17 protein-coding genes are annotated in these 19,838 nt (G+C 65.3%); 9 read left to right on the top strand and 8 right to left on the bottom strand.

The window, feature by feature from the left end; translation table 11 throughout:
• Positions 1–11 precede the first annotated feature (11 nt).
• The 4 genes from ACREB4_RS09895 to ACREB4_RS09910 all read left to right on the top strand — a co-directional run bounded on the left by ACREB4_RS09895 (position 12) and on the right by ACREB4_RS09910 (position 3,905).
• On the top strand, positions 12–512 hold the full coding sequence (locus tag ACREB4_RS09895; protein ID WP_431588044.1) for a hypothetical protein: 501 nt from the start codon (positions 12–14) through the stop codon (positions 510–512).
• Entirely contained in the window at positions 509–1,675 is a 1,167-nt protein-coding gene (gene glnL / locus ACREB4_RS09900; RefSeq protein ID WP_431588045.1) for a nitrogen regulation protein NR(II), read from the top strand. The genes ACREB4_RS09895 and glnL overlap by 4 nt, the downstream gene beginning before the upstream one ends.
• A gap of 53 nt (positions 1,676–1,728) precedes the next feature.
• Positions 1,729–3,333 carry a nitrogen regulation protein NR(I) gene (gene ntrC, locus ACREB4_RS09905; protein WP_431588046.1) on the top strand — a complete coding sequence of 535 codons (1,605 nt, stop codon included), beginning with the start codon at positions 1,729–1,731 and terminating at the stop codon, positions 3,331–3,333.
• 68 nt (positions 3,334–3,401) lie between these two features.
• Entirely contained in the window at positions 3,402–3,905 is a 504-nt protein-coding gene (locus ACREB4_RS09910) for a glycine zipper 2TM domain-containing protein (protein ID WP_431588047.1), read from the top strand.
• A 10-nt stretch (positions 3,906–3,915) separates the two neighbouring features.
• On the opposite strand, the gene ACREB4_RS09915 is transcribed toward ACREB4_RS09910, so the two are convergent.
• From ACREB4_RS09915 to ACREB4_RS09925, 3 genes are read right to left on the bottom strand one after another with little or no spacing between them, the layout of a single operon-like run.
• Positions 3,916–5,064: an ABC transporter permease gene (locus tag ACREB4_RS09915; RefSeq protein ID WP_431588048.1), complete on the bottom strand. Its 1,149-nt coding sequence runs from the start codon at positions 5,062–5,064 to the stop codon at positions 3,916–3,918.
• On the bottom strand, positions 5,042–5,977 hold the full coding sequence (locus tag ACREB4_RS09920; protein ID WP_431588049.1) for an ABC transporter ATP-binding protein: 936 nt from the start codon (positions 5,975–5,977) through the stop codon (positions 5,042–5,044). Before ACREB4_RS09920 ends, ACREB4_RS09915 begins: the two co-directional genes overlap by 23 nt.
• A 2-nt stretch (positions 5,978–5,979) precedes the next feature.
• A complete protein-coding gene (locus ACREB4_RS09925; RefSeq protein ID WP_431588050.1) occupies positions 5,980–6,954 on the bottom strand; it encodes an HlyD family secretion protein in 975 nt (324 codons plus the stop codon).
• 125 nt (positions 6,955–7,079) lie between these two features.
• Between ACREB4_RS09925 and ACREB4_RS09930 the strand changes: the two genes are divergently transcribed.
• Positions 7,080–9,836, top strand: coding sequence for a M16 family metallopeptidase (locus ACREB4_RS09930; RefSeq protein WP_431588051.1), 2,757 nt, complete (start codon positions 7,080–7,082; stop codon positions 9,834–9,836).
• A 79-nt stretch (positions 9,837–9,915) separates the two neighbouring features.
• Here the strand turns inward: ACREB4_RS09930 and ACREB4_RS09935 are convergent, their stop codons facing one another.
• From ACREB4_RS09935 to ACREB4_RS09955, 5 genes are all read right to left on the bottom strand, one after another.
• Positions 9,916–10,251, bottom strand: coding sequence for an H-NS family nucleoid-associated regulatory protein (locus ACREB4_RS09935; protein WP_431588052.1), 336 nt, complete (start codon positions 10,249–10,251; stop codon positions 9,916–9,918).
• Between the two features lie 150 nt (positions 10,252–10,401).
• Positions 10,402–11,571 carry a lytic murein transglycosylase B gene (gene mltB / locus ACREB4_RS09940; protein WP_431588053.1) on the bottom strand — a complete coding sequence of 390 codons (1,170 nt, stop codon included), beginning with the start codon at positions 11,569–11,571 and terminating at the stop codon, positions 10,402–10,404.
• A gap of 51 nt (positions 11,572–11,622) precedes the next feature.
• The gene (locus ACREB4_RS09945) at positions 11,623–13,767 is read right to left on the bottom strand and encodes a transglutaminaseTgpA domain-containing protein (protein WP_431588054.1); all 2,145 of its coding nucleotides are present in this window, start codon (positions 13,765–13,767) and stop codon (positions 11,623–11,625) included.
• The gene (locus tag ACREB4_RS09950; RefSeq protein WP_431588055.1) at positions 13,764–14,858 is read right to left on the bottom strand and encodes a DUF58 domain-containing protein; all 1,095 of its coding nucleotides are present in this window, start codon (positions 14,856–14,858) and stop codon (positions 13,764–13,766) included. The genes ACREB4_RS09945 and ACREB4_RS09950 overlap by 4 nt, the downstream gene beginning before the upstream one ends.
• A complete protein-coding gene (locus ACREB4_RS09955; protein WP_431588056.1) occupies positions 14,855–15,823 on the bottom strand; it encodes an AAA family ATPase in 969 nt (322 codons plus the stop codon). The genes ACREB4_RS09950 and ACREB4_RS09955 overlap by 4 nt, the downstream gene beginning before the upstream one ends.
• Before the next feature lie 49 nt (positions 15,824–15,872).
• Here ACREB4_RS09955 and ACREB4_RS09960 point away from each other — a divergent pair, with 49 nt between their 5' ends.
• Genes ACREB4_RS09960 through pssA form a run of 4 tightly spaced genes read left to right on the top strand, consistent with a single transcriptional unit; the run spans position 15,873 to position 19,626 of the window.
• Positions 15,873–16,808 (top strand): histone deacetylase family protein, encoded by a 936-nt coding sequence (locus ACREB4_RS09960; protein WP_431588057.1) that lies wholly within the window; start codon positions 15,873–15,875, stop codon positions 16,806–16,808.
• Between the two features lie 10 nt (positions 16,809–16,818).
• Complete coding sequence (locus ACREB4_RS09965) at positions 16,819–18,156, top strand: mechanosensitive ion channel family protein (protein WP_431588058.1); 1,338 nt, start codon at positions 16,819–16,821, stop codon at positions 18,154–18,156.
• Entirely contained in the window at positions 18,125–18,769 is a 645-nt protein-coding gene (locus tag ACREB4_RS09970) for a phosphatidylserine decarboxylase (protein ID WP_431588059.1), read from the top strand. The genes ACREB4_RS09965 and ACREB4_RS09970 overlap by 32 nt, the downstream gene beginning before the upstream one ends.
• A complete protein-coding gene (pssA, locus tag ACREB4_RS09975; RefSeq protein ID WP_431588060.1) occupies positions 18,766–19,626 on the top strand; it encodes a CDP-diacylglycerol--serine O-phosphatidyltransferase in 861 nt (286 codons plus the stop codon). The genes ACREB4_RS09970 and pssA overlap by 4 nt, the downstream gene beginning before the upstream one ends.
• The last annotated feature ends 212 nt before the right edge of the window (positions 19,627–19,838 follow it).

Genomic DNA, 19,838 nt, shown 5'->3' on the forward strand with positions numbered 1-19,838 from the left:
AGAACACTTTGATGAAGGACTTTTCGCCAGCCCTGGCCTCGGTGGGCCTGGCTTTGGCGGGGCTGCTGCTGGCGGCTTCTGTGCAGGCCGAGGACAAGCCGGTCTACCGCTGCCCGGGCAACCTGTACACCGATGCCCTGTCCGCCAAGGAGGCGGCGGGCAAGGGTTGCAAGACCCTGGACGGCGCCCCCATCACCGTGATCCAGTCGATCAAACCCAAGGCCGCGGCCACCTCGTCGTCACCAGGCGGCGAAAAGGTGGGGGCCGATGACCAGAAGGCCCGCGATGCCGACAAGCGCCGCATCCTGGAAGCCGAACTGCAAAAGGAAGAAGCCGCGCTGGCGGCCTTGCAGAAGCAATACAACAATGGTCAGCCCGAGCGCCAGGGCGACGAGCGCAATTTCCAGAAGTACCAAGACCGCGTCAATGAAATGAAAGCCGCCGTCACCCGCAAGGAAGCCGACGTGGCCGCGTTGCGGCGCGAACTGGCCGCGGCGGGAAGCGGCAAGTGAGCCAGGCGGCATCTTCCGGACGCGCGGCGGCGCACGCGGGCCGTCAGGCCAGCATGGCGCGGGGCGGCTCCACGGTCGACCCCGGCGAAGTGCAGAAATTGCTGCCCTCAGGCCTGGAGGTCTTCGACTACCTGGCCACCATGGTGGCGGTGGTCGAGCCCGATGGGCAATGCCTGTTCGCCAATGCCGCCTTTGAAGAAGTGCTGGGCCTGTCGCGCCGCAGCGTGCTGCGCGAATCCATCTTCGACTGGTTCGAAGCGCCCATGCTCCTGCAGGACATCGTGGGGGCCGTGGCGCGCAACGAGTACGCCACCAGCCGCATCGAGGCGCAACTCAAGCGCCACCCCCATGTCTTCATCGACGCCTTGCCTGTGCAGGTGATCGTGACGCGGCTGGAGCACGCCGACCTGGTGTTGATCGAACTGGTCGAGGTCGAGCAGCAGACCCGCCAGGAGCGCGAAGAGCGCGCCTTGGATCAGGCCCAGGCCAACAAGGAACTGATCCGCAACCTGGCCCACGAAATCAAGAACCCGCTGGGCGGCATCCGTGGCTCGGCCCAGTTGCTGCAGATGGAGCTCGAATCCAAGTCCTTGACCGAGTACACGCAGGTCATCATCCATGAAGCCGACCGCCTGCAGGCCTTGGTCGATCGCCTGCTGGCGCCGCACCGCCGGCCGCACCTGGTGGGCGACGTGAATGTGCACGAGGTGTGCGAGCGCGTCCGCTCCTTGATCTTGGCAGAGTTCCCAAAAGGTTTGAAGGTCTGGCGTGATTACGACACCTCCTTGCCCGAGTTCCGGGGTGACCGCGAGCAACTGATCCAGGCTGTGCTGAACATTGCCCACAACGCCGCGCAGGCCTTGTCGGACCGCATCCAGGCCGGTGAAGCCGTGCTGACGCTGCGCACGCGGGTGGCCCGCCGCCTCACGATCAACCGCCAGTTGCACCGCCTGGCACTGGTCTTGCATATTGAGGACAACGGCCCGGGCATCCCCGAGTCCATCCGCGATCGCATCTTCTACCCTTTGGTGTCGGGGCGTGACGGTGGCTCGGGACTGGGTCTGACATTGGCACAAACCTTCGTTCAACAGCACCAAGGCACCATCGAATGCGAGAGCGAGCCAGGACGCACGGTTTTCAAACTATTGATTCCCTTGCCGTGACCGGGCTGCCCTGTCAGCATTCGACCATCGGGTGCACTCACTGACAGGCCGGCATGAAACCTATCTGGATCGTTGACGACGACCAATCCATCCGCTTCGTGCTTGAAAAAGCGTTGGCGCGCGAAGATCTCCCGGTGCGCAGCTTCACCAATCCGCGTGACGTGCTGGCGGCCCTCGAAGACGATGAGCCCCAGGTGCTGGTCTCGGACATCCGCATGCCGGGTGGTTCGGGCATCGACCTGCTGAGCAAGGTCAAGGCTCGCTTCCCGGGGCTGCCCGTCATCATCATGACGGCCTACTCCGACCTGGACAGCGCCGTGTCGGCCTTCCAGGGCGGTGCCTTCGAATACCTGCCCAAGCCCTTCGACCTGCCCAAGGCGGTCGAGCTGATCCGCCGCGCGGTCGATGAAAGCGTGCGCGAGGACGTGTCCGACGAACGCCTGACGCAAATGCCCGAGATCCTGGGTCAGGCGCCGGCCATGCAGGACGTGTTCCGCGCCATCGGCCGCTTGAGCCAGAGCAACGTCACCGTGCTGATCACGGGTGAATCGGGTTCGGGCAAGGAGCTGGTGGCGCAAGCGCTGCACAAGCACAGCTCGCGCAGCAGCGGGCCTTTCGTGGCCATCAACACGGCGGCCATCCCGAAAGACCTGCTCGAGTCGGAGCTGTTCGGCCATGAGCGCGGGGCCTTCACCGGCGCGCAGACCATGCGGCGCGGGCGTTTCGAACAAGCCGACGGTGGCACGTTGTTCCTCGACGAAATCGGGGACATGCCTTTCGACCTGCAAACGCGCTTGCTGCGCGTGCTGAGCGATGGCCAGTTCTACCGCGTGGGCGGCCACCATCCGCTCAAGAGCAATGTGCGCGTGATCGCGGCGACCCACCAGAACCTGGAAGACCGGGTGCGCCAGGGTGTGTTCCGCGAAGACTTGTTCCACCGCCTGAACGTGATCCGCCTGCGCCTGCCGCCCTTGCGCGAACGCCGCGAGGACGTGGCCGCCCTGGCGCGCTTTTTTCTGCAGAAAAGCGGCAAGGACCTGGGCGTGGATGCCAAGCGCATCTCCGAACCAGCCTTGGCCAAGCTCACGGCCTTCGACTTTCCGGGCAATGTTCGCCAACTGGAAAACATCTGCCATTGGCTGACCGTGATGGCTCCCTCGCAGGTGATCGAGTCCAAGGATTTGCCACCTGAACTGATGGGGGTGCAGCCGCTGGCATCGCCGCCGTCCAGCAGCATGATGGCGCCCGTGCAGAGTGCCCACGCGTCGCCCGAACCTGTGGCCGCCTTGGGCATGCCCGATGGGCTGGCGATGGCGAGCCCGGTCAGCGAATCGCTGCCAGGATCTGGCGCCCAGATGGTGGGTGCGATCGATGCGTCGGCGCATGCCTCGGTCGGGGCCTTCCCCGGTACTTTGGCGCCCAGCACGCCGGCCGCCACGCCTGCCACCTGGCTGTCGGACCTGGAGCGCGAGGCTCGGGTCAGGCTGGAATCGGGGGCCACGGATGTCTGGGATGCCTTGACGCGCCAGTTCGAGGCGCAACTCATCCACACCGCGCTCGAAATCACGCGCGGGCGGCGCATCGAGGCGGCGCAAAAGCTGGGCATTGGGCGCAATACCATCACGCGCAAGATTCAGGAACTGGGGATCGAGGACTGAGGTCCGCGTGTCAGCCGCGAGTGGGGGGGATGCGTTAAAGTGACTCAACAGTCGCTGAGGACCTTCCCATGAAACGCTTTGTGATCACCGCCAGTGCCGGCCTGATGTTGGCCGTGCTGGCCGCTTGTTCCACCACCAGCCCCGATGTGGTCAAACCGGGCGATGCGCAGCGCCTGTCCCAGGTGGAAGATGCCGTGGTGCTGAACGTGCGGCCCGTGGTGGTCGAAGGTTCGCAAAGCGGCGCGGGGGCCGCCACAGGCGCCGTCATAGGCGGCGTGGGCGGCGCTTCGGTGGGTGGCTCGCGCGAGCAGGTGATCGTCGGCGTGGTGGGCGCCGTGGTGGGGGGCGTGGTCGGCAACGCAGTCGAGCGTTTCGGCACCCGCGAAGACGCCAACGAAATCCTGCTGCAGATGAGCAATGGCCAGCGCCGCTCCATCGTCCAGGCCAAGGGCAACGAAACCTTCAACCCTGGCGATGCCGTGCTGCTGGTGACCACTGGTGGCAAGGTCCGCGTCATGCGGGCGCCGACGGTTCGTCAGCAGCAGTCGCCGCAGCAACAACCAGCCCGCTGATCGCCGGATTTCAGTCCAGCGTCTGCCGGTAGCGCAGCATGGCGATGGTGCCCACCACCACGGTGAACAGGGCCATCGGCCACAGCTGAGGCCAGACCTCGGCCAGGGTCGAGCCCTTGAGCATGATGCCCCGCACCACCCGCAAGAAGTGCGTGATGGGCATCACCTCGCCCACCCATTGCGCCCAGGTCGGCATGCCCCGGAAGGGGAACATGAAGCCCGACAAAAGGATGTTTGGCAGGAAGTAGAAGATCGTCATCTGGGTCGATTGCATCTGCGTGCGCGCGATGGTCGAGAACAGGAAGCCCACCACCAGCGTGGCGATGATGAAGACCAGCACCGTCAGCGACAGCAGCAGGTGGCTGCCGAACATCGGGATGGCGAACAGCCAGCGCGAGGCGATGTACACCATCAGCACCTGCAGGTAACCGATCAACACGTAGGGCAGGATCTTGCCGATCATCACTTCCAGTGGCTTCACGGGTGTGGCCAGCAGGTTCTCCAGCGTGCCACGTTCGCGTTCGCGGGTCATGGCCATGGCGGTCATCATCACCAGGGTCATCACCAGGATGATGCCCATCAGGCCCGGCACGATGTTGTACTGGGTGATGCCTTCGGCGTTGTAGCGGCGGTGGATGCGCAATTCGAAGGGCCCCGGGCCGGCTTGCAGGCGCCTCAAAGGGCCGCGCAACTCGGTGTTCAGGGCCAGGTTGGGCAGCAGGCTGAGGGCCGCCAGCGCCCCCCCCGAGGTGGCCGGGTCGCTGGCGTCGCCATAGACCGCGATGGCGGGGCGCTCGCCGCGCATCAGCTTGTGCGTGAAATCAGACGGGAAGACCAGCGCGAACTGCGCGTCGCCTTCGGCCAGGCGGCGTTCGGCTTCCTGCTCGGTGACGATGGCCTGCACGTCGAAGTAGCCGGTGTTCTCGACCGCCCTGATGAGCGTTCGCACCATGGGGCTGGAATCGGGGGCCACGACGACCGTGGGCAGGTGCTTGGGGTCGCCGTTGATGGCGTAGCCGAACATCACCAGTTGCAGCAGTGGGATGGCCACGAGCATGGCCAGGGTCAGCCGGTCGCGCTTGATCTGCACGAACTCTTTGCGCAAAACCGCCCAGATGCGGCGCCAGGACAGCGGCTTATCGGAAATTGTCTTGTGCATGCTGGCTCAGGTGGATGAAGACATCTTCCAGGCTGGTCGGGATGGTCTCGACCACCCAGGCATGCCGTGGCGATTGGCCGCGCAGCCACTCGCCGAAGTCCGAGGTGCGGGTGCTGCTGACGTGCACCGAGGTGCCAAAGGGGATGGCCATCCAGTCGGCGCTGTCGGCGGTGAGCGCGATGACCTTGTCGAGTTGCTCGCCACGCACCTGCCAGGTTTTCAGGCCCGAGGTGTCGATCACGTGTTCGGCCGTGCCGGCGGTCAGCACCTTGCCGTAGGAGATGTAAGCCAGGCGGTGGCAGCGTTCGGCCTCGTCCATGTAGTGGGTGCTGACCAGCACGGTCAGGCCTTCGGCGGCCAGCAGGTGGATCTGGTGCCAGAAGTCACGGCGGGCCTTGGGGTCGACGCCCGCGGTGGGCTCGTCCAGGAGGAGCAATTGCGGTTCGTGCAGCAGGCAGGCGCCCAGGGCGAGGCGCTGCTTCCAGCCGCCCGAGAGCGATCCGGCCAGTTGGCCGCGGCGCTCCGCCAGGCCCAGGCGGGTCAGCATTTGCTCGACCCTTTGGCGGCCGCCGGGCATGCCGTAGACCTCGGCGATGAAGAGGAGGTTTTCTTCGATGCTGAGGTCTTCGTAGAGGCCGAACTTCTGCGTCATGTAGCCCGTGCGCAGCTTGATCTGGCGCGATTGCTTGACCAGGTCGAAGCCCAGGCAGTGGCCCTGGCCGGCGGTGGGCTCCAGCAGGCCGCAGAGCATGCGGATGGTGGTGGTCTTGCCGCTGCCGTTGGGGCCCAGGAAACCGCAGATCTCGCCGCGCCGAACCTGGATGTCGATGCCATCGACGACCATGCGGTCGCCAAAGCGCTTGCTCAGGCCTCGCACATCGATGGCGAGCTCGGGCGAGGGCGGCTCGCTCATGCTCATGATCTCGCGGCGGCGGGGGTCACGCTCAGGGGCTGGCCTGGCTTGAGGGCCTCACTGGCTTGGTCATCGGGGGTGGCTTCGACCATGTAGACCAGCTTGCCCTTGCTTTCGTTGCTGTAGATGACCGGGGGCGTGAATTCGGCCTGGGGCGACACGTAGCGGATGGTGGCGGTGCCGGCCTTGCAGCCGTCGCAGTTGTACTGCACGGCCTGGCCGACCTTGGTCTGCGCCAGGGCCTCTTGAGGCACGAAGAAGCGCACCTTCACGGCGTGCTCCGGCAGCAGCACCACGACCGGCGAGCCAGCCGGCACCCATTCGCCCAGCCGGTACAGCACGTCGAAGACCTTCGACGCCACCGGGGCCCGGCGCACCTTCTGGTCCTCGGCCCAACGCTGCTGCGACACCTGCGCCTTGGCGGCCTGCAGTTCGGCCTTGGCGGCGGCGACGGTGTCGGGGCGGGCACTGTCCTTGGCGGCGGCCAGTTGGGCTTGCAGTTCGTGCACGCGCGCGGTGTCGCGCGCTTTGGCGGCTTCGAGTTCGTCCATCTGCGATGGGGCGATGAAGCCCTGGCGCACCAGGTCCTTGTTGCGCTTGAGTTGGGTGCTCGAAATGGTCAGCGCCGCCTTGGCTTGGTCGAGCTGGGCCTTGATGGCCTTCAACTCGTTCTGTCGGCGTCCTTTGCCCAGGTCGGCCAATTGCGCGGCGGCCTTGCTTTGCTGGGCCTGCGCGGCCTGCTTGCCATACAGTTCGGCGGCGGCGTCGATCTGGAACAGGTCGGCCCCCGACGCCACGGCATCCCCGCGCTGAACCTGGAGGGTGCTCAACACGCCCGCGCCCGATGAGGCCAGGTAGACCAGATCGGCCTCTGCGTACCCGGACCATGGCACGGGATGGTCCTGGCCGCAGCCGGACAGCGCACCCAGCCAGGCCAGGCAGACCAAAACGGTGACTGAACGAGAACATCGAATCATGGTGAGCGTGGGCCTTTTTGGATGACGCCTGCGGCGCTCCGCAGCATAAAGCCTGAAAGGGGAACCTTTCGGCCCCGGGCCTACACTGAATTGCATTGCCACCATCCGATTGCATCGGCGCCGTGATGACTTTCCTTCGATCGACCAACGCATTTGCTTCCCTGTTGAGCGTGGCCCTGGCCACGGCCTTGATGAGCCCCGCCCAGGCGAAAGGGCCGCTGGCGGCCAAGGCCACGGTCAGCGAGGTGACCGCGGTGGAGGGCATCCGCGAGTACCGACTGCCCAATGGGCTGCAGGTGCTGCTGAGCCCCGATGATTCCAAGCCGACCACCACGGTCAACGTGACCTACCGGGTAGGGTCGCGCCACGAAAGCTATGGCGAAACCGGCATGGCCCACCTGCTGGAACACATGCTGTTCAAGGGTTCTCCCCGCCATCCGCAGGTGTGGGGGGATTTCAACAAACGTGGTTTCAGCGCCAATGGCTCGACCTCGTACGACCGCACCAATTACTACGCCAGTTTTGCCGCCAACGACGAGAACCTGCGTTGGTACCTTGAATGGCAGGCCGATGCCATGGTCAACAGCTTCATCGCCCGCAAGGACCTGGACAGCGAGATGACCGTGGTCCGCAATGAGATGGAAATGGGCGAGAACTCGCCTGGCCGCGTCTTGCTGGAAAAGACCGTGGCCGCCATGTACCAGTGGCACAACTATGGGAAGTCCACCATCGGCGCCCGCACCGATGTGGAAGGCGTGGACATTGCTCACCTGAAGGCCTTCTACCGACAGCACTACCAGCCCGACAACGCCACCCTGATCGTCTCCGGCAAGTTCGACCAGGCCAAGGTGCTGGCCTGGGTGCAGCAGTACTTTGGCGCCATCCCGAAACCCAAGCGGGTGTTGCCGGCGCTTTACACGCTCGACCCCGTGCAGGATGGTGAACGGGCGGTGACCTTGCGCCGCGTGGGCGGCGTGCCGCTGCTCTACGCGGGCTACCACGTGATGCCTGGCGCCCACCCGGATTTCGCGGCCGTGGAACTGCTGGAAGTGATCATGGGCGACAACCCCTCGGGGCGCCTGCACAAGCGCCTGACCGACCGGCAACTGGCGGCGTCGGTCTTCAGCTTCTCGCAGCCGCTGGCCGATCCGGGCTTCATGATCATGGGCGCCCAACTGGCTCCGGGCCAAGACCTGGAGGCCTCCCGCCAGGCCTTGCTGGAGGTGGTCGAGTCGGTGGCCAAAGAGCCCATCACCCAGGAAGAGCTGGACCGGGCGCGCACCAAATGGCTCAACGACTGGGAGATGGGTTTCGCCGATTCGCAGCATGTGGGCGTGGCCTTGTCTGGCGCGGTGGCCCAGGGCGACTGGCGTCTGTTGTTCCTGAGCCGTGACCGGGTCAAGGCCGTCAAGCTGGACGATGTGCAGCGCGTGGCCAGGCAGTACCTGGTCCAGTCGAACCGAACGGTCGGGACCTACCTGCCCACGGCGGCGCCGACGCGCGCTCCCACGCCCGAGCATGTGGATGTCGCGGCCATGCTGAAGGACTTCAAGGGGCAGGCGGGTGCCGTCCAGGCCGAGACCTTCGTGGCCAGCCCGGCCAACATCAACGCCCGCACGCAGCGCCTGAGCATCGAGCCCGGCCTGAAGGTGGCCTTGCTGCCCAAGACCACGCGTGGCCAAGCCGTGCGCGCCAGCTTGACCTTGCGCATGGGCGATGAAAAATCCCTGGCCAACTGGGGCGAAGTGCCTTCGGCCCTGGGGGCCTTGCTGGACAAGGGCAGCAGCACCTTGAGCCGCCAGCAAGTGCAGGACCGCATGGACGCCTTGCAGGCCGAGATCGGCTTCCAGGCTGACGACGGTACTTTGAGCGTGGGCATTTCGACCAAGCGCGAGAACCTGCCCGCGGCCATTGAACTGGTGGGCGATTTGTTGCGCCATCCCAGCCTGCCGGCCGATGCGCTTGAAGAGATCCGCCGCCAGGCCCTGACGGGGTTGGAAGGGCAGCGCAAGGAGCCCCAGGCCGTGCTGAACGAAGCCTTGTCGCGCCATGGCAATCCGTATCCGAAAGGCGATGTGCGGTATGCGCGGACCTTCGACGAAATGGACGCCGATTGGCGTGCGGTGAAGATCGAACAGGTGCGCGAGTTTCACGCCAAATTCGTCGGGGCCAGCCAGGCCCAGTTTGCCGCGGTGGGCGATTTTGACGCCAAGGCCGTGACGCAGGCATTGCAACGGGCGCTGGGCGGTTGGGTCAGCGGGCAAGCCATTGCCCGTGTGCCATCGCCGCTGATACCCACGCCACCCGCGCGCATCCAAATCGTCACGCCGGACAAACAGAATGCTGCCATGCAGGTGCTGCAGGATTTGCCGTTGAATGATTCGCACCCAGACTACCCGGCGTTCATGCTGGCCAATCATTTGCTGGGCTCTGGGGGCGATTCCAGATTCTGGAACCGCATCCGTGAAAAGGAGGGTTTGTCTTACAGCGTTTACAGCGCGGTTCAATGGAATTCGATCGAACCCAATTCACAGTGGATCGCATCGGCCATTTTCGCGCCGCAGAACCGAGACAAGGTGGAGTCGGCTTTCCGAGAAGAGGTGAGCAAGGTGCTGGCGCAAGGTTTCACGCAGGCTGAATTCGAGTCTGGGAAACGGGGGCTTTTGAATTTCAGGCAATTGTCCCGCTCGCAAGATGCCCGCTTGGCGGGAGCCTGGGTCAGCAACCTGTACCTCGACCGCACATTCGAGGTGTCGGCCAAGGTGGATGCGGCTTTGGAAGCCTTGACCCTTGACCAGGTGAATCAAGCCTTGAGGCGTTATCTCAAACCAGAGCAGTTCGTGTTCGGCCTGGCGGGAGATTTCAAGGACAAGGCGCGGTGATGGTGAGCGGCATGCCATGAAAAAAGCCGACGCAGGAGCGTCGGCTTTTGGGGCTTGAATTAACGCGGTTAATTCAAATTCAGATGGCGAAATCTTCGAGTTTCTTGCCCGAAGCCACGGCGGCTTGAACCCACTTGGGTTGCAGGCCACGGCCAGTCCAGGTTTCGCCGGTGGCGGAATTGCGGTACTTGGGAGCCACCTTGCGGCCAGCACTGGCGGAGGGCGCCTTGCCGGTGCCGCCGGTTTTGCCACCCAGGTCAGCCAAGGTCAGGCCGTGTTCAGCCATCAGGGATTTGACTTGGGAAATCACGCCAGCGCGCTCGGCACGGCGAGCGTCTTGCAATTGTTTGTCGAGTTCGGCCGATTGCTTTTCGAGGGCGGCCTTTTTTGCCAGAAGATCTTGATAGTTGCTCATGAAGAGTCCTTATGGCCCGATGTCTGGGGGCGTTGAAATACTTATTGAGGGAATCAGAGCTGGGCGCTAACAGCCACGGTGGGAATTCTAATCACAAATATATTCTGTTTGCAAATCAGCGCGCAATTTTTGTAATTGCTTGTCTGGAATTCAAGGCGAATTGGCCGCCGCCCGGGACACGGCCTGACCCAGTTGAATCACCGCCAAAGCGTAATAACTGGACTGGTTGTAGCGCGTGACGGCATAGAAGTTGTCGGTTCCGGCAATGTAGCTGGGGGCCGCGTCGCCATTTTGGAGTTTGACCAAGGCCAGTAAACCCAGGTGGGTTTGGGCCACGTCTGGCAGGGTGGCGCCCAAGCCCTGCACTTCAGCCACGGTGAAGCTCGGCACGATGTCCGGGGCCAGCAATTTGTCCAAGGCCTCCTGGTCGGTGGGGGGCTTTATCTCGTAGTAAGCCGGCATGTCTTTTTGCCAGCCATGATCGGCCAAGTATCTGGCAACGCTGCCAATGGCATCCACCGGGCTGCGTTGCAAGTCGATGCGGCCATCGCCGTCAAAATCAATGGCGAAATTCCGGACCGAACTGGGCATGAATTGCGGTAAACCCATGGCCCCGGCGTAGGAGCCCAGTACCGTCGCCGGGTCCATTTTCTGTTCGTCGCACAGCTTCAGAAAATGGCCCAGCTCTTTCTGGAAGAAAGCGCTGCGGTCACTGCGGCCTTTGGGGAAGTCCAAGCTCAAGGTCGTCAGGGCGTCCAGCAAACGGAAGCCGCCGGTCTGGCGGCCATAAATGGTTTCCACGCCGATCACGCCGGCGATGATGTTGGCGGGCACGCCCCAACGGGCTTCGGCCCGCCGCAGATCGGGTTCATGGGCACGCCAGAAAGCCACGCCCGCCTTGATGCGGATCGGGTCGATGAAGCGGCTGCGGTACACCCCCCAGTTTTTCGCGGTGCCGCTGGGGGCGGGCATGATGAACTTGGCGACGTTGTCCTTGTAGCGAGCCTGGGCCAGCATGGCGCGCACCCAGGTGGGGTCCAGTTGAAACTCTTGCGCCAGGCGCTCGGCCAGCAGGCGCGCATCTTCGCGTTGATCGTAGCCACCGGGCTCCTGAACTGCCACTTGAACCTGGACGATGGTGGGCTCGGGCAGGGCCCGGCCATCAGACGTGTCATCAGGACGCGAGGCTTCGCTGCTCACGCGCACCGCTTCAGGGGGCGCTGGCTCTGGCTTGGTGGCGCAGCCATGCAAGAAGCCCATGAACAGCACACAGGGCAGGGCGATTCGGCGCAGGCAATGGGAGTCGGGCGATGTCGTCATGGGCACAGGTTGGATCGTCGTGGGGAGCCGCCGTGCGGGCCCCTGCAGGCCTCAGTGTGCCCGATGCCGGGCCTTGGCCCGGAGCGCACGCCACTGGCGGGCGCCATCTTCAATGGCCCTGATCAAAGGCTTGGCACCGGCCATCTGTTGGCGCCGCTGGAGGGGGTGGCCAGCAGCGTCCACGTTGGGGCCGTAGCGCAAGGCATCCAGCGCCTGCAGCGCAGACACCATGTGCCGCGTCAACTCGGCGTGCTGCGGCGCCTGCGCCAGGGGCAGCTTGTTCAGCGAGTTGGCCCACGCCAGGGCCGATGCTGGCGCTGGCACGCCTTCGGGTGGCGGAATGCCGGCCTTGAGCAGGACTTGGTGAACCCGGGACATGGGCCCCAGCCAAGGTGAGGGGCGTTGACGTTCGCGGCTCAGCCACAGCCAGCCCACACCGGCCACGGCGATGCTGGACAGCGCGATGGTCAAGGCGCGTGCCACGTCGGCCCAGTCATTGGCGTCCCAGCCCATCTTGCCCAGCAACTGCTTCTGACTGCCCCGGGAATATTGCAGCACCCAGACATTCCAGCGGTGGTTGGTGGCTTCCCAGAAGGCCTTGCCTTGGCGCCACAAGGGCGAGTCGAACTGCGGGAGCGCGCCGGTCAGGCCGCTGCGTGGGGCGGCCAAGGGGCGGTTGCGGTCGATCCGTTCGGGGGCGACGGCGGCGGTGGGGTCGGCGCGCACCCAGCCTTCGCCGGCTTGCCAATATTCTGCCCAGGCATGGGCGTGGCTGTTCCGCACGGTGTACAGGCCGTCGACGGGGTTGAACTCGGCGCCCTGGTAGCCCGTCACGACCCGGCTGGGCACGCCCATGGCGCGCATCACCACCACGAAAGAGCTGGCGAAGTGCTCGCAAAAGCCCGCGCGCCGGTCCAGCCAGAATCGGTCGATCTGATGGAGCGAGGGGGTGGCTTGCGGTGGTCCGGCTTCGGGTTCGTCGTCGCCTGGGGCCAGCGTGTAGCTGAAGTTTTCGCGCCGAATGTGCGCCATCAGCGCCTGCGCAAGTTGTCTTGGGGTGGCTTGGACGTGGGCCGGCTCGCGGTGAAAGGCCTGGGCCCAGGCGATGGTGCGCGGGTTGAATCCCCGCGGCAGCCTCCGCCAGCTTTCCAGCTCGGAGGGCGTGTGGGTCTGACCATGGCGAAACCGTGTCCAGGCCTCGGCGTCCAATTGAATGCGCTCATGAAGCGGCGCGCTGGTGGTCCAGGCGAGGTCGTTGCGCTGCATCCGCAGGGGCGATTGCTGGGGCGGGACTTGGGCCTTGAGCGTGGCTTCAAGCAAGGGCAGGATCCTGGCGTGGGTGGCCTCCAGGGTCAATTGGTAGCGGATGACCGGCCCCTGGGTTTCGATCGGTTCGCTGTCCAGCGTGTCGGGATGGTCAAAGGGCTGGCGGCGTGTCCGCCAGGTCCGGCCATCGAAGTCGTCCAGCACCGGTCCCCGGAAATAAAGCGCGGCCGGCGCGGGCGCCGGGCCCTCGAAGCGCAGGTGCATGGCGATGCTTTCGTCCAGGGCCAGTTCGGCCATGTTGCCCAGCGTCAGGCTGTCGGACAGGCCGGAGCGCGCCTGCGCGTCCGAAGGCAGGGCCCACAGGGGGCCGATGCGGGGAAACAGCAGGAACAGGACCAGCATCAGCGGCAGTCCCCAGACCAGGGTGCGGCCGGCTTCGCGGGCCACGGCCAGCAGGCGTGGGCGTCCGAGGGGGCGTTGCGCCAGCACCAGCGAGGTCATCAGCCCCCAGACGGCCATGGCCATCAGGGCGGCCAACACCAGGCTTTGCGAATACAGGAACTGCGTGAGGATCAGGAAGAAGCCCAGCGAGGTCACGACAAAGGCATCGCGGCGCGCCCGGAGTTCCAGGGTCTTCAGGCCGGTCAGCACCACCACCAGGGTCACGCCGGCTTCACGGCCAAACAAGGCGCGGTGGGTGGACAAGGTCAGGCCAACGCAGACCACCAGTGCCGTGAACAGCACCCAGCGCGAGGGCAGGCGGCTGTCCTGCCAGGCCATGTGGGCGCGCCACAGCATGGCGGCCGCGGCACCCAGCGCGCACCACAGCGGCAAGCGCGTGGCGTGCGGCGCCATGATCAGGGCCAGGGTGGCCAGCAGCCAGAGCGTGTCACGGCCTTCGCGGCTGATGGGCAGGGGTGTTCGCTTCATGAGCGGGGCTTGGTTCGCGGCTTGGTGTCGACCAGGCCCCACACGGCCAGCGTGTCCAGGCAAGTCCGCAGGTGGCCACTGCCTTGGCCGCATTCGATGGTTTGGCCGGGCAGTTTCAAGCCGTAGGCCAGGCCGGGTTGCCGGTCTGCCAGGATGACCCAGCTGGCCAGTCGGCTCAGGCGGGCTTCGGTGTCCAGGCCCTGCAAGGCGGGGCTGCGGTCCCAGTCCAGCCAAAGGTCGGGCGTGCGGCCGGCGGCTGGTTCGCGGCTGACCAGGCCGGTGCCCGAGGCCAGGGCGTGGCTTGATTTCTTCCACGCGATCCAGCGCAGCGGGTCACCGCGCCGGTAGGCCCTCAAGCCCTCGGGCATGTCGGCGGAGGGGGTGAAGGGTTGGACCATGTGCGCATCGGGCACCTCGCTGATGCCCTCGGGCAATGGCGGGGCCATGGGGTCGAGCGCTGGCCACACCAGCACACGGCCTTGCGGGCGCCAGTAGCCCCAGGCGCGGAACAATCCAAGCGGGTAGCGGCTTTGGAGCGTCAGGCGAGGCAGGTCCAGCCAGCCTCGCAAGGCCGCGGGCACGTCCATCTCCACCGTGGTTTCGCTGGCGGGGCCGACTTCGCATTCGACCTTGGCGTCGTCGTCCGACATGATGCCCGCCGCGACCGGTCGGGTCACTTTCAATTCCAGGCCAAATCGCCCGCGGCGTTGGCCGGCATTCGCCAGCACCACGCCCACCCGCAACACATCGCCCGCGTGCAGGCTGCGCAGGGGCAGCAGGCGCAGCGTCAGGCCGCGCACATTGGCGTGGGTGATGTGCATGGTCATCAAGGCCGCGCCGCTGACCATGAAGGTCAGCGCGTAGCCGAGGTTGATCTGTTCATTGATCGAGGCCAGCAGCATCACCAGGATCACCACGGCGAAGCCCCAACCAGCCGGCGTGGGCAGGATGTACAGATTGCGCTGGGTGAAGGTGAGCTGTTCGCGCGGGTGCAGGCGCGACTCCCACCATTGACGCCACCACAGCCGTGGCCGCAGCAGCAGCCACGACATCGGCGCAAGCAGACGAGCAGGACGCCAGCCGGTGCTCATGGCACGGAGGTGGCCTCCAGCAGCGCGCGCGCCTGGGCGGTGGCGCTGCGGCCGGATTGGGTCAGCGGCACCAGCCTGTGCGCCACGGCCGGCACCCACAAGGTCTGGATGTCCTCGGGCGACACATGGCCTCGGCCCAGGAACAAGGCGCGGGCCCTGGCCAGCTTGAGCAGTGACAACCCCGCGCGCGGGCTGAGTCCTTGCGCAAACCAGCGCCCATCGCGCGAGGCGGTCAGCAGGGCCTGCAGATAGTCCAGCAGCGCATCGGCCACGTGGATAGTGTTGACCTTGGCCTGCCAGGCCGCCCATTCGCTGGGCGACAGCAAAGGTTGCAGGTGCTGGATGGCTTCACGGCGGTCCTCTCCCATCAACAGGGCGCGTTCCGACGCCGGGTCGGGGTAGCCCAGCGACAGGCGCATGGCGAAGCGGTCCAGCTGCGATTCAGGCAGCGGGTGCGTGCCCAGTTGCTCGGTCGGGTTCTGTGTGGCGATCACGAAGAAAGGCGAGGGCAGTGGGCGTGTTTCACCTTCGACCGACACTTGGCGTTCTTCCATGGCCTCCAGCAGCGCGCTTTGCGTGCGGGGGCCGGCGCGGTTGATCTCGTCGGCCAGCAGCACTTGCGCGAACACCGGTCCGGGGTGGAAGACGAACTCCTCGCGCTGGCGTTCATACACGCTCACCCCGATCAGGTCGGAGGGCAGCAGATCGGCCGTGAACTGGATGCGGGAAAAACTCAGCCCCAGGCAGCGGGCGAGGGCCTGAGACAGGGTGGTCTTGCCCACCCCTGGCACGTCCTCGATCAGCAGGTGGCCGCCGGCGAGCAGGCAGATCACGCTGAGCGTGACCTGATCCTGTTTGCCTACGATGATCGTGCTAATCTGATCAACGAGCTGTGTGATCTGCGAGGCCTTCGTGGCGGCGGCGCCAGGCGCCGTGGCAGGGTGCGGGTCGGTGCGAAGAAGCATGGCAACACCTTAACCCAAACCGGCGCGGCGCACCGCGCGGGACTGACCCATGTCGACCGGTTATTTCACCCACCCAGACTGCCTGGCCCATGACATGGGCCATGGCCACCCCGAGTGCCCTCAGCGGCTGCTGGCCATCGCCGACCACCTGCGCGCCCAGGGCCTCGACGCCTTGATGTCGCACCACGAAGCGCCGCTGGCCAAGGCGTCCGACCTGGCTTTGGCGCACGAAAGCAATTACGTTTCCACGCTGGACGATTTCCTGCACCAACTGGAGGTCACGGGCGACACCCGCGCGCTGGACCCGGACACCCTGGCCTGCCCCGCCACACGCTCTGCCGCCTGGCGGGCCGCCGGTGCTGCCGTGGCCGCCACCGATGCCGTCATCGATGGGCGGCTCGACAACGCCTTCTGCGCCGTGCGCCCGCCCGGGCACCACGCCACCCGCCGCCAGACCATGGGCTTTTGCCTGTTCAACAACGTGGCCGTGGCGGCCCGCCATGCCCTGGATGTGCGCGGCCTCCAGCGCGTGGCCATCGTCGACTTCGACGTCCACCATGGCAACGGCACGCAAGACATCCTGGCCAATGACGACCGGGTGCTGATGGTCAGTTTTTACCAACACCCCTTCTACCCCTACAGCGGTAAGGAGTGCCACGCCGGCAACATGGTCAACGTGCCGGTGCCCGCCCGCAGCAACGGCAAGCTCATCCGCGAGGTCGTCGAAACCTATTGGATGCACCGCCTCGAATTCTTCCGACCTGAGATGATCTTCATCTCCGCCGGCTTCGATGCCCACCGCGAAGACGACCTTGGCGGCCTGGGCCTGGTCGAAGCCGACTACACCTGGATCACCGCCAAAATCATGGACGTGGCCAAGCGCTTCGCCAAAGGTCGGATCGTCTCCTGCCTGGAAGGTGGCTACAACCTCGACGCCCTGGGCCGCAGCGTCGCCGCCCACCTGCGCATTCTCATCGACGAATAAGCTTCCCTCCATGCCGCCCACGTCCTCCCTGCACGACGCCCATCCCCTGACCGCCGAAGAACTGACCAAGCTCTGGACCCAGTTGCAACAGCCCACCGCCCTGGCCGAACTGGGCCTGCTGCTGGCCTGCCTGGGCGGCGCCTGGCTCATCGTTCGCCTGATCCGTGGGCGCCAGACCGACGCCAATTCCATCTGGTTCGGCCAGCACGTGATCGACGGGGTGTTGTTCCCCATCCTGGCGCTGTTGCTGGCCCTGGCCACGCGTCGGCTGCTGGCCGGCATCGAGATTCCCGTGGCGGTGTTCCGGGTCGCCATCCCCGTGCTGGTGTCCCTGACCGTGATCCGCCTGACGGTGCGCGTGCTGGGCGTGGTGTTCCCCAAGGCTCCCGCCATGCGCGTCCTTGAGCGCACCGTGTCGTGGATGGCCTGGGCGGGCAGCATCCTGTGGATCATCGGGGTGCTGCCCTTGATCCTGGACGAGATGAACGACATCTCCTGGAAGATCGGGTCCGGCCACGTCACCTTGCGCAACCTGGTTGAAGGTGCTTTCAGCGCGGTGCTGGTGCTGATCCTGTCGCTGTCCTTGTCGTCGGTGATCGAGAACCGACTGCTCAAGGGCGCCACCGACAACCTGTCGCTGCGCAAGATCATGGCCAACCTCTCGCGCGCGCTGCTGCTGACCGTGGGCTTGATGATGGCGCTGTCGGCCGTGGGCATCGACCTGACGGCGCTGTCCGTGCTGGGCGGCGCCATTGGCGTGGGCCTGGGCTTCGGTTTGCAGAAGCTGGCTGCCAACTATGTCAGCGGCTTCGTGATCCTGGCCGAGCGCAGCCTGCGCATCGGCGACCTGGTCAAGGTCGACAACTTCGAAGGCCGCATCACCGACATCAACACCCGCTACACGGTGCTGCGCTCGTCTGCGGGTCGCGAGGCCATCGTGCCCAACGAGATGCTGATCACCCAGCGCGTCGAAAACGCATCCCTGGCCGACAACAAGCTACTCTTGACCACCGAGGTGCAGGTGGCTTACGGCACCGACCTTGATTGGCTGCGTCCTCAATTGGCGCAGGCCGTGGCCAAGCTGCCCCGCGTGCTGCCCACGCCCGCGCCTGCGGTGCACCTGACCACCTTCGCGGCGGATGGGTTGGGCCTGACCATCGCTTTCTGGATTGTCGACCCCGAAAACGGCCAACTGTCGGCCCGCTCGGACGTCAACCTGGCCATCCTGGCCACCTTGAACAAACTGAATGTCGATATTCCCTTTCCTCAGCGGGTCGTTCATCAGCGGCCTCCGCTTGAGGTATCCTCCGCCGACCATGACACATCCGCTTCCTCCCATGGCGCGTGAAGGCTGGCCTTACCTGGCGCTGGCCACCGGTCTCGCCGCCCTGTCCACCTTCCTCTGGGGCTGGGGCCTGGTCTCCGGCATCTTGTGGGTGGCCTTGCTGCCCTTGCTGCTGTTTTTCAGGGATTCGTCCCGGGCCATCCCGACCGAGTCCGGCGCCATCCTGTCCCCCGCCGATGGCCGCATCCTGAACATCGAGAAGGTCAGGGACCACTACGCCAACCGCGATGCCTTGCGCATCAGCGTGTTCATGAGCGTGTTCAGCGCCCACACCAACCGGTCCTGCGTGGACGGCGTGGTCAAGCACGTGCAGTATTTTCCGCGTCTGCTTGGCAAGAAGGCCAACCCGGGGCACGACCAGAGTGAACGCAGCGCCATGGTCATCGAATCCGGCGGGCAGATCGTCACCCTCGTGCAGGTGGCCGGCCAGATCGCCAGGCACGTGCTTTGCCACGCCAAGGTTGGCGACACACTGACCCGGGGGCAACGCTACGGACGCGTCCGTTTCGGCGCCCGTGTTGATGTGTACCTGCCCCCTCATGCCGTGCCCCTGGTGGCCAGCGGCCAGAGGGTCTCGGCCACCACCACCATTCTGGCGACGCTGCCCAAGGCATGACATTCCCCACCACCCACCCTGATCAGACCCCGACCAAAACGGTCGACCTGCCCCTGGACGATGTCGACGAATCGCCCGGCGTGCGGCGTCGTCGCAAGGGCATCTTCATCCTGCCCAACCTCTTCACGCTGGCCGCCTTGTTCGGAGGCTTCTACGCCATCGTCATGGCCATGAACGGGCAGTTCGAGCAATCGGCCATCGGCATTTTTTGCGCCATGGTGCTCGACAGCCTGGATGGCCGCGTGGCCCGCATGACCAACACGCAAAGCGCCTTCGGCGAGCAGATGGACAGCCTGTCGGACATGGTGTCCTTCGGCGCAGCGCCCGCGCTCATCGTCTACGAATGGGCCTTGAAGGGGCTGGGCAAATGGGGCTGGATCGCGGCCTTCGTCTATTGCTCGTGCGCCGCCCTGCGCCTGGCGCGCTTCAACACCAACATCGGCGTGGTCGACAAACGTTTCTTCCAGGGCTTGCCCAGCCCGGCCGCCGCCGCTTTGGTGATCGGCCTGATCTGGGTGGTGACCGACCTGGACCCGGTGCTGCGCACGGCCCCATGGATGGTGTGGTTGGCCTTCGCCTTCACGCTGTACGCGGGCCTGACCATGGTCACCAACGTGCCGTTCTACAGCTTCAAGGATGTCAGCTTCAAGCGCACCGTGCCCTTCATCGTGATCGTGGCGATCGCGCTGGGCATCGCGGTGGTGACCATCCATCCCCCGGTGGTGCTTTTCGGTGTGTTCGTGGTCTACGGCCTCTCCGGCTACGGGGTGTACGTGTGGAAGCGCGTCAAGGGCAAGCCGGTGAGCGTGATCTCCACCTCCACCGACGAACCCGACGAAGAAGGCCTGCACCGCTGATCGTTTTTCCCGGGCTTTTGCCCGGTGCGGGCCAGAGTCACCATGCTATATTTGTGGCCATGACGACCTTCAACGCCCAGCTGCTACTACGTCCAGGAGTGCCCTGGGCGCGTTGATCGCTTTCGTTTGTACTGTGTACACATCCGAACTTTCGCAAAACGGCCCGCCAGCATTGCCAGCGGGCCGTTTTGTTTGCAGAAGTCATCTCCCGC

This window comes from Aquabacterium sp., from assembly GCF_050725395.1.
Classification (GTDB): domain Bacteria; phylum Pseudomonadota; class Gammaproteobacteria; order Burkholderiales; family Burkholderiaceae_C; genus Aquabacterium.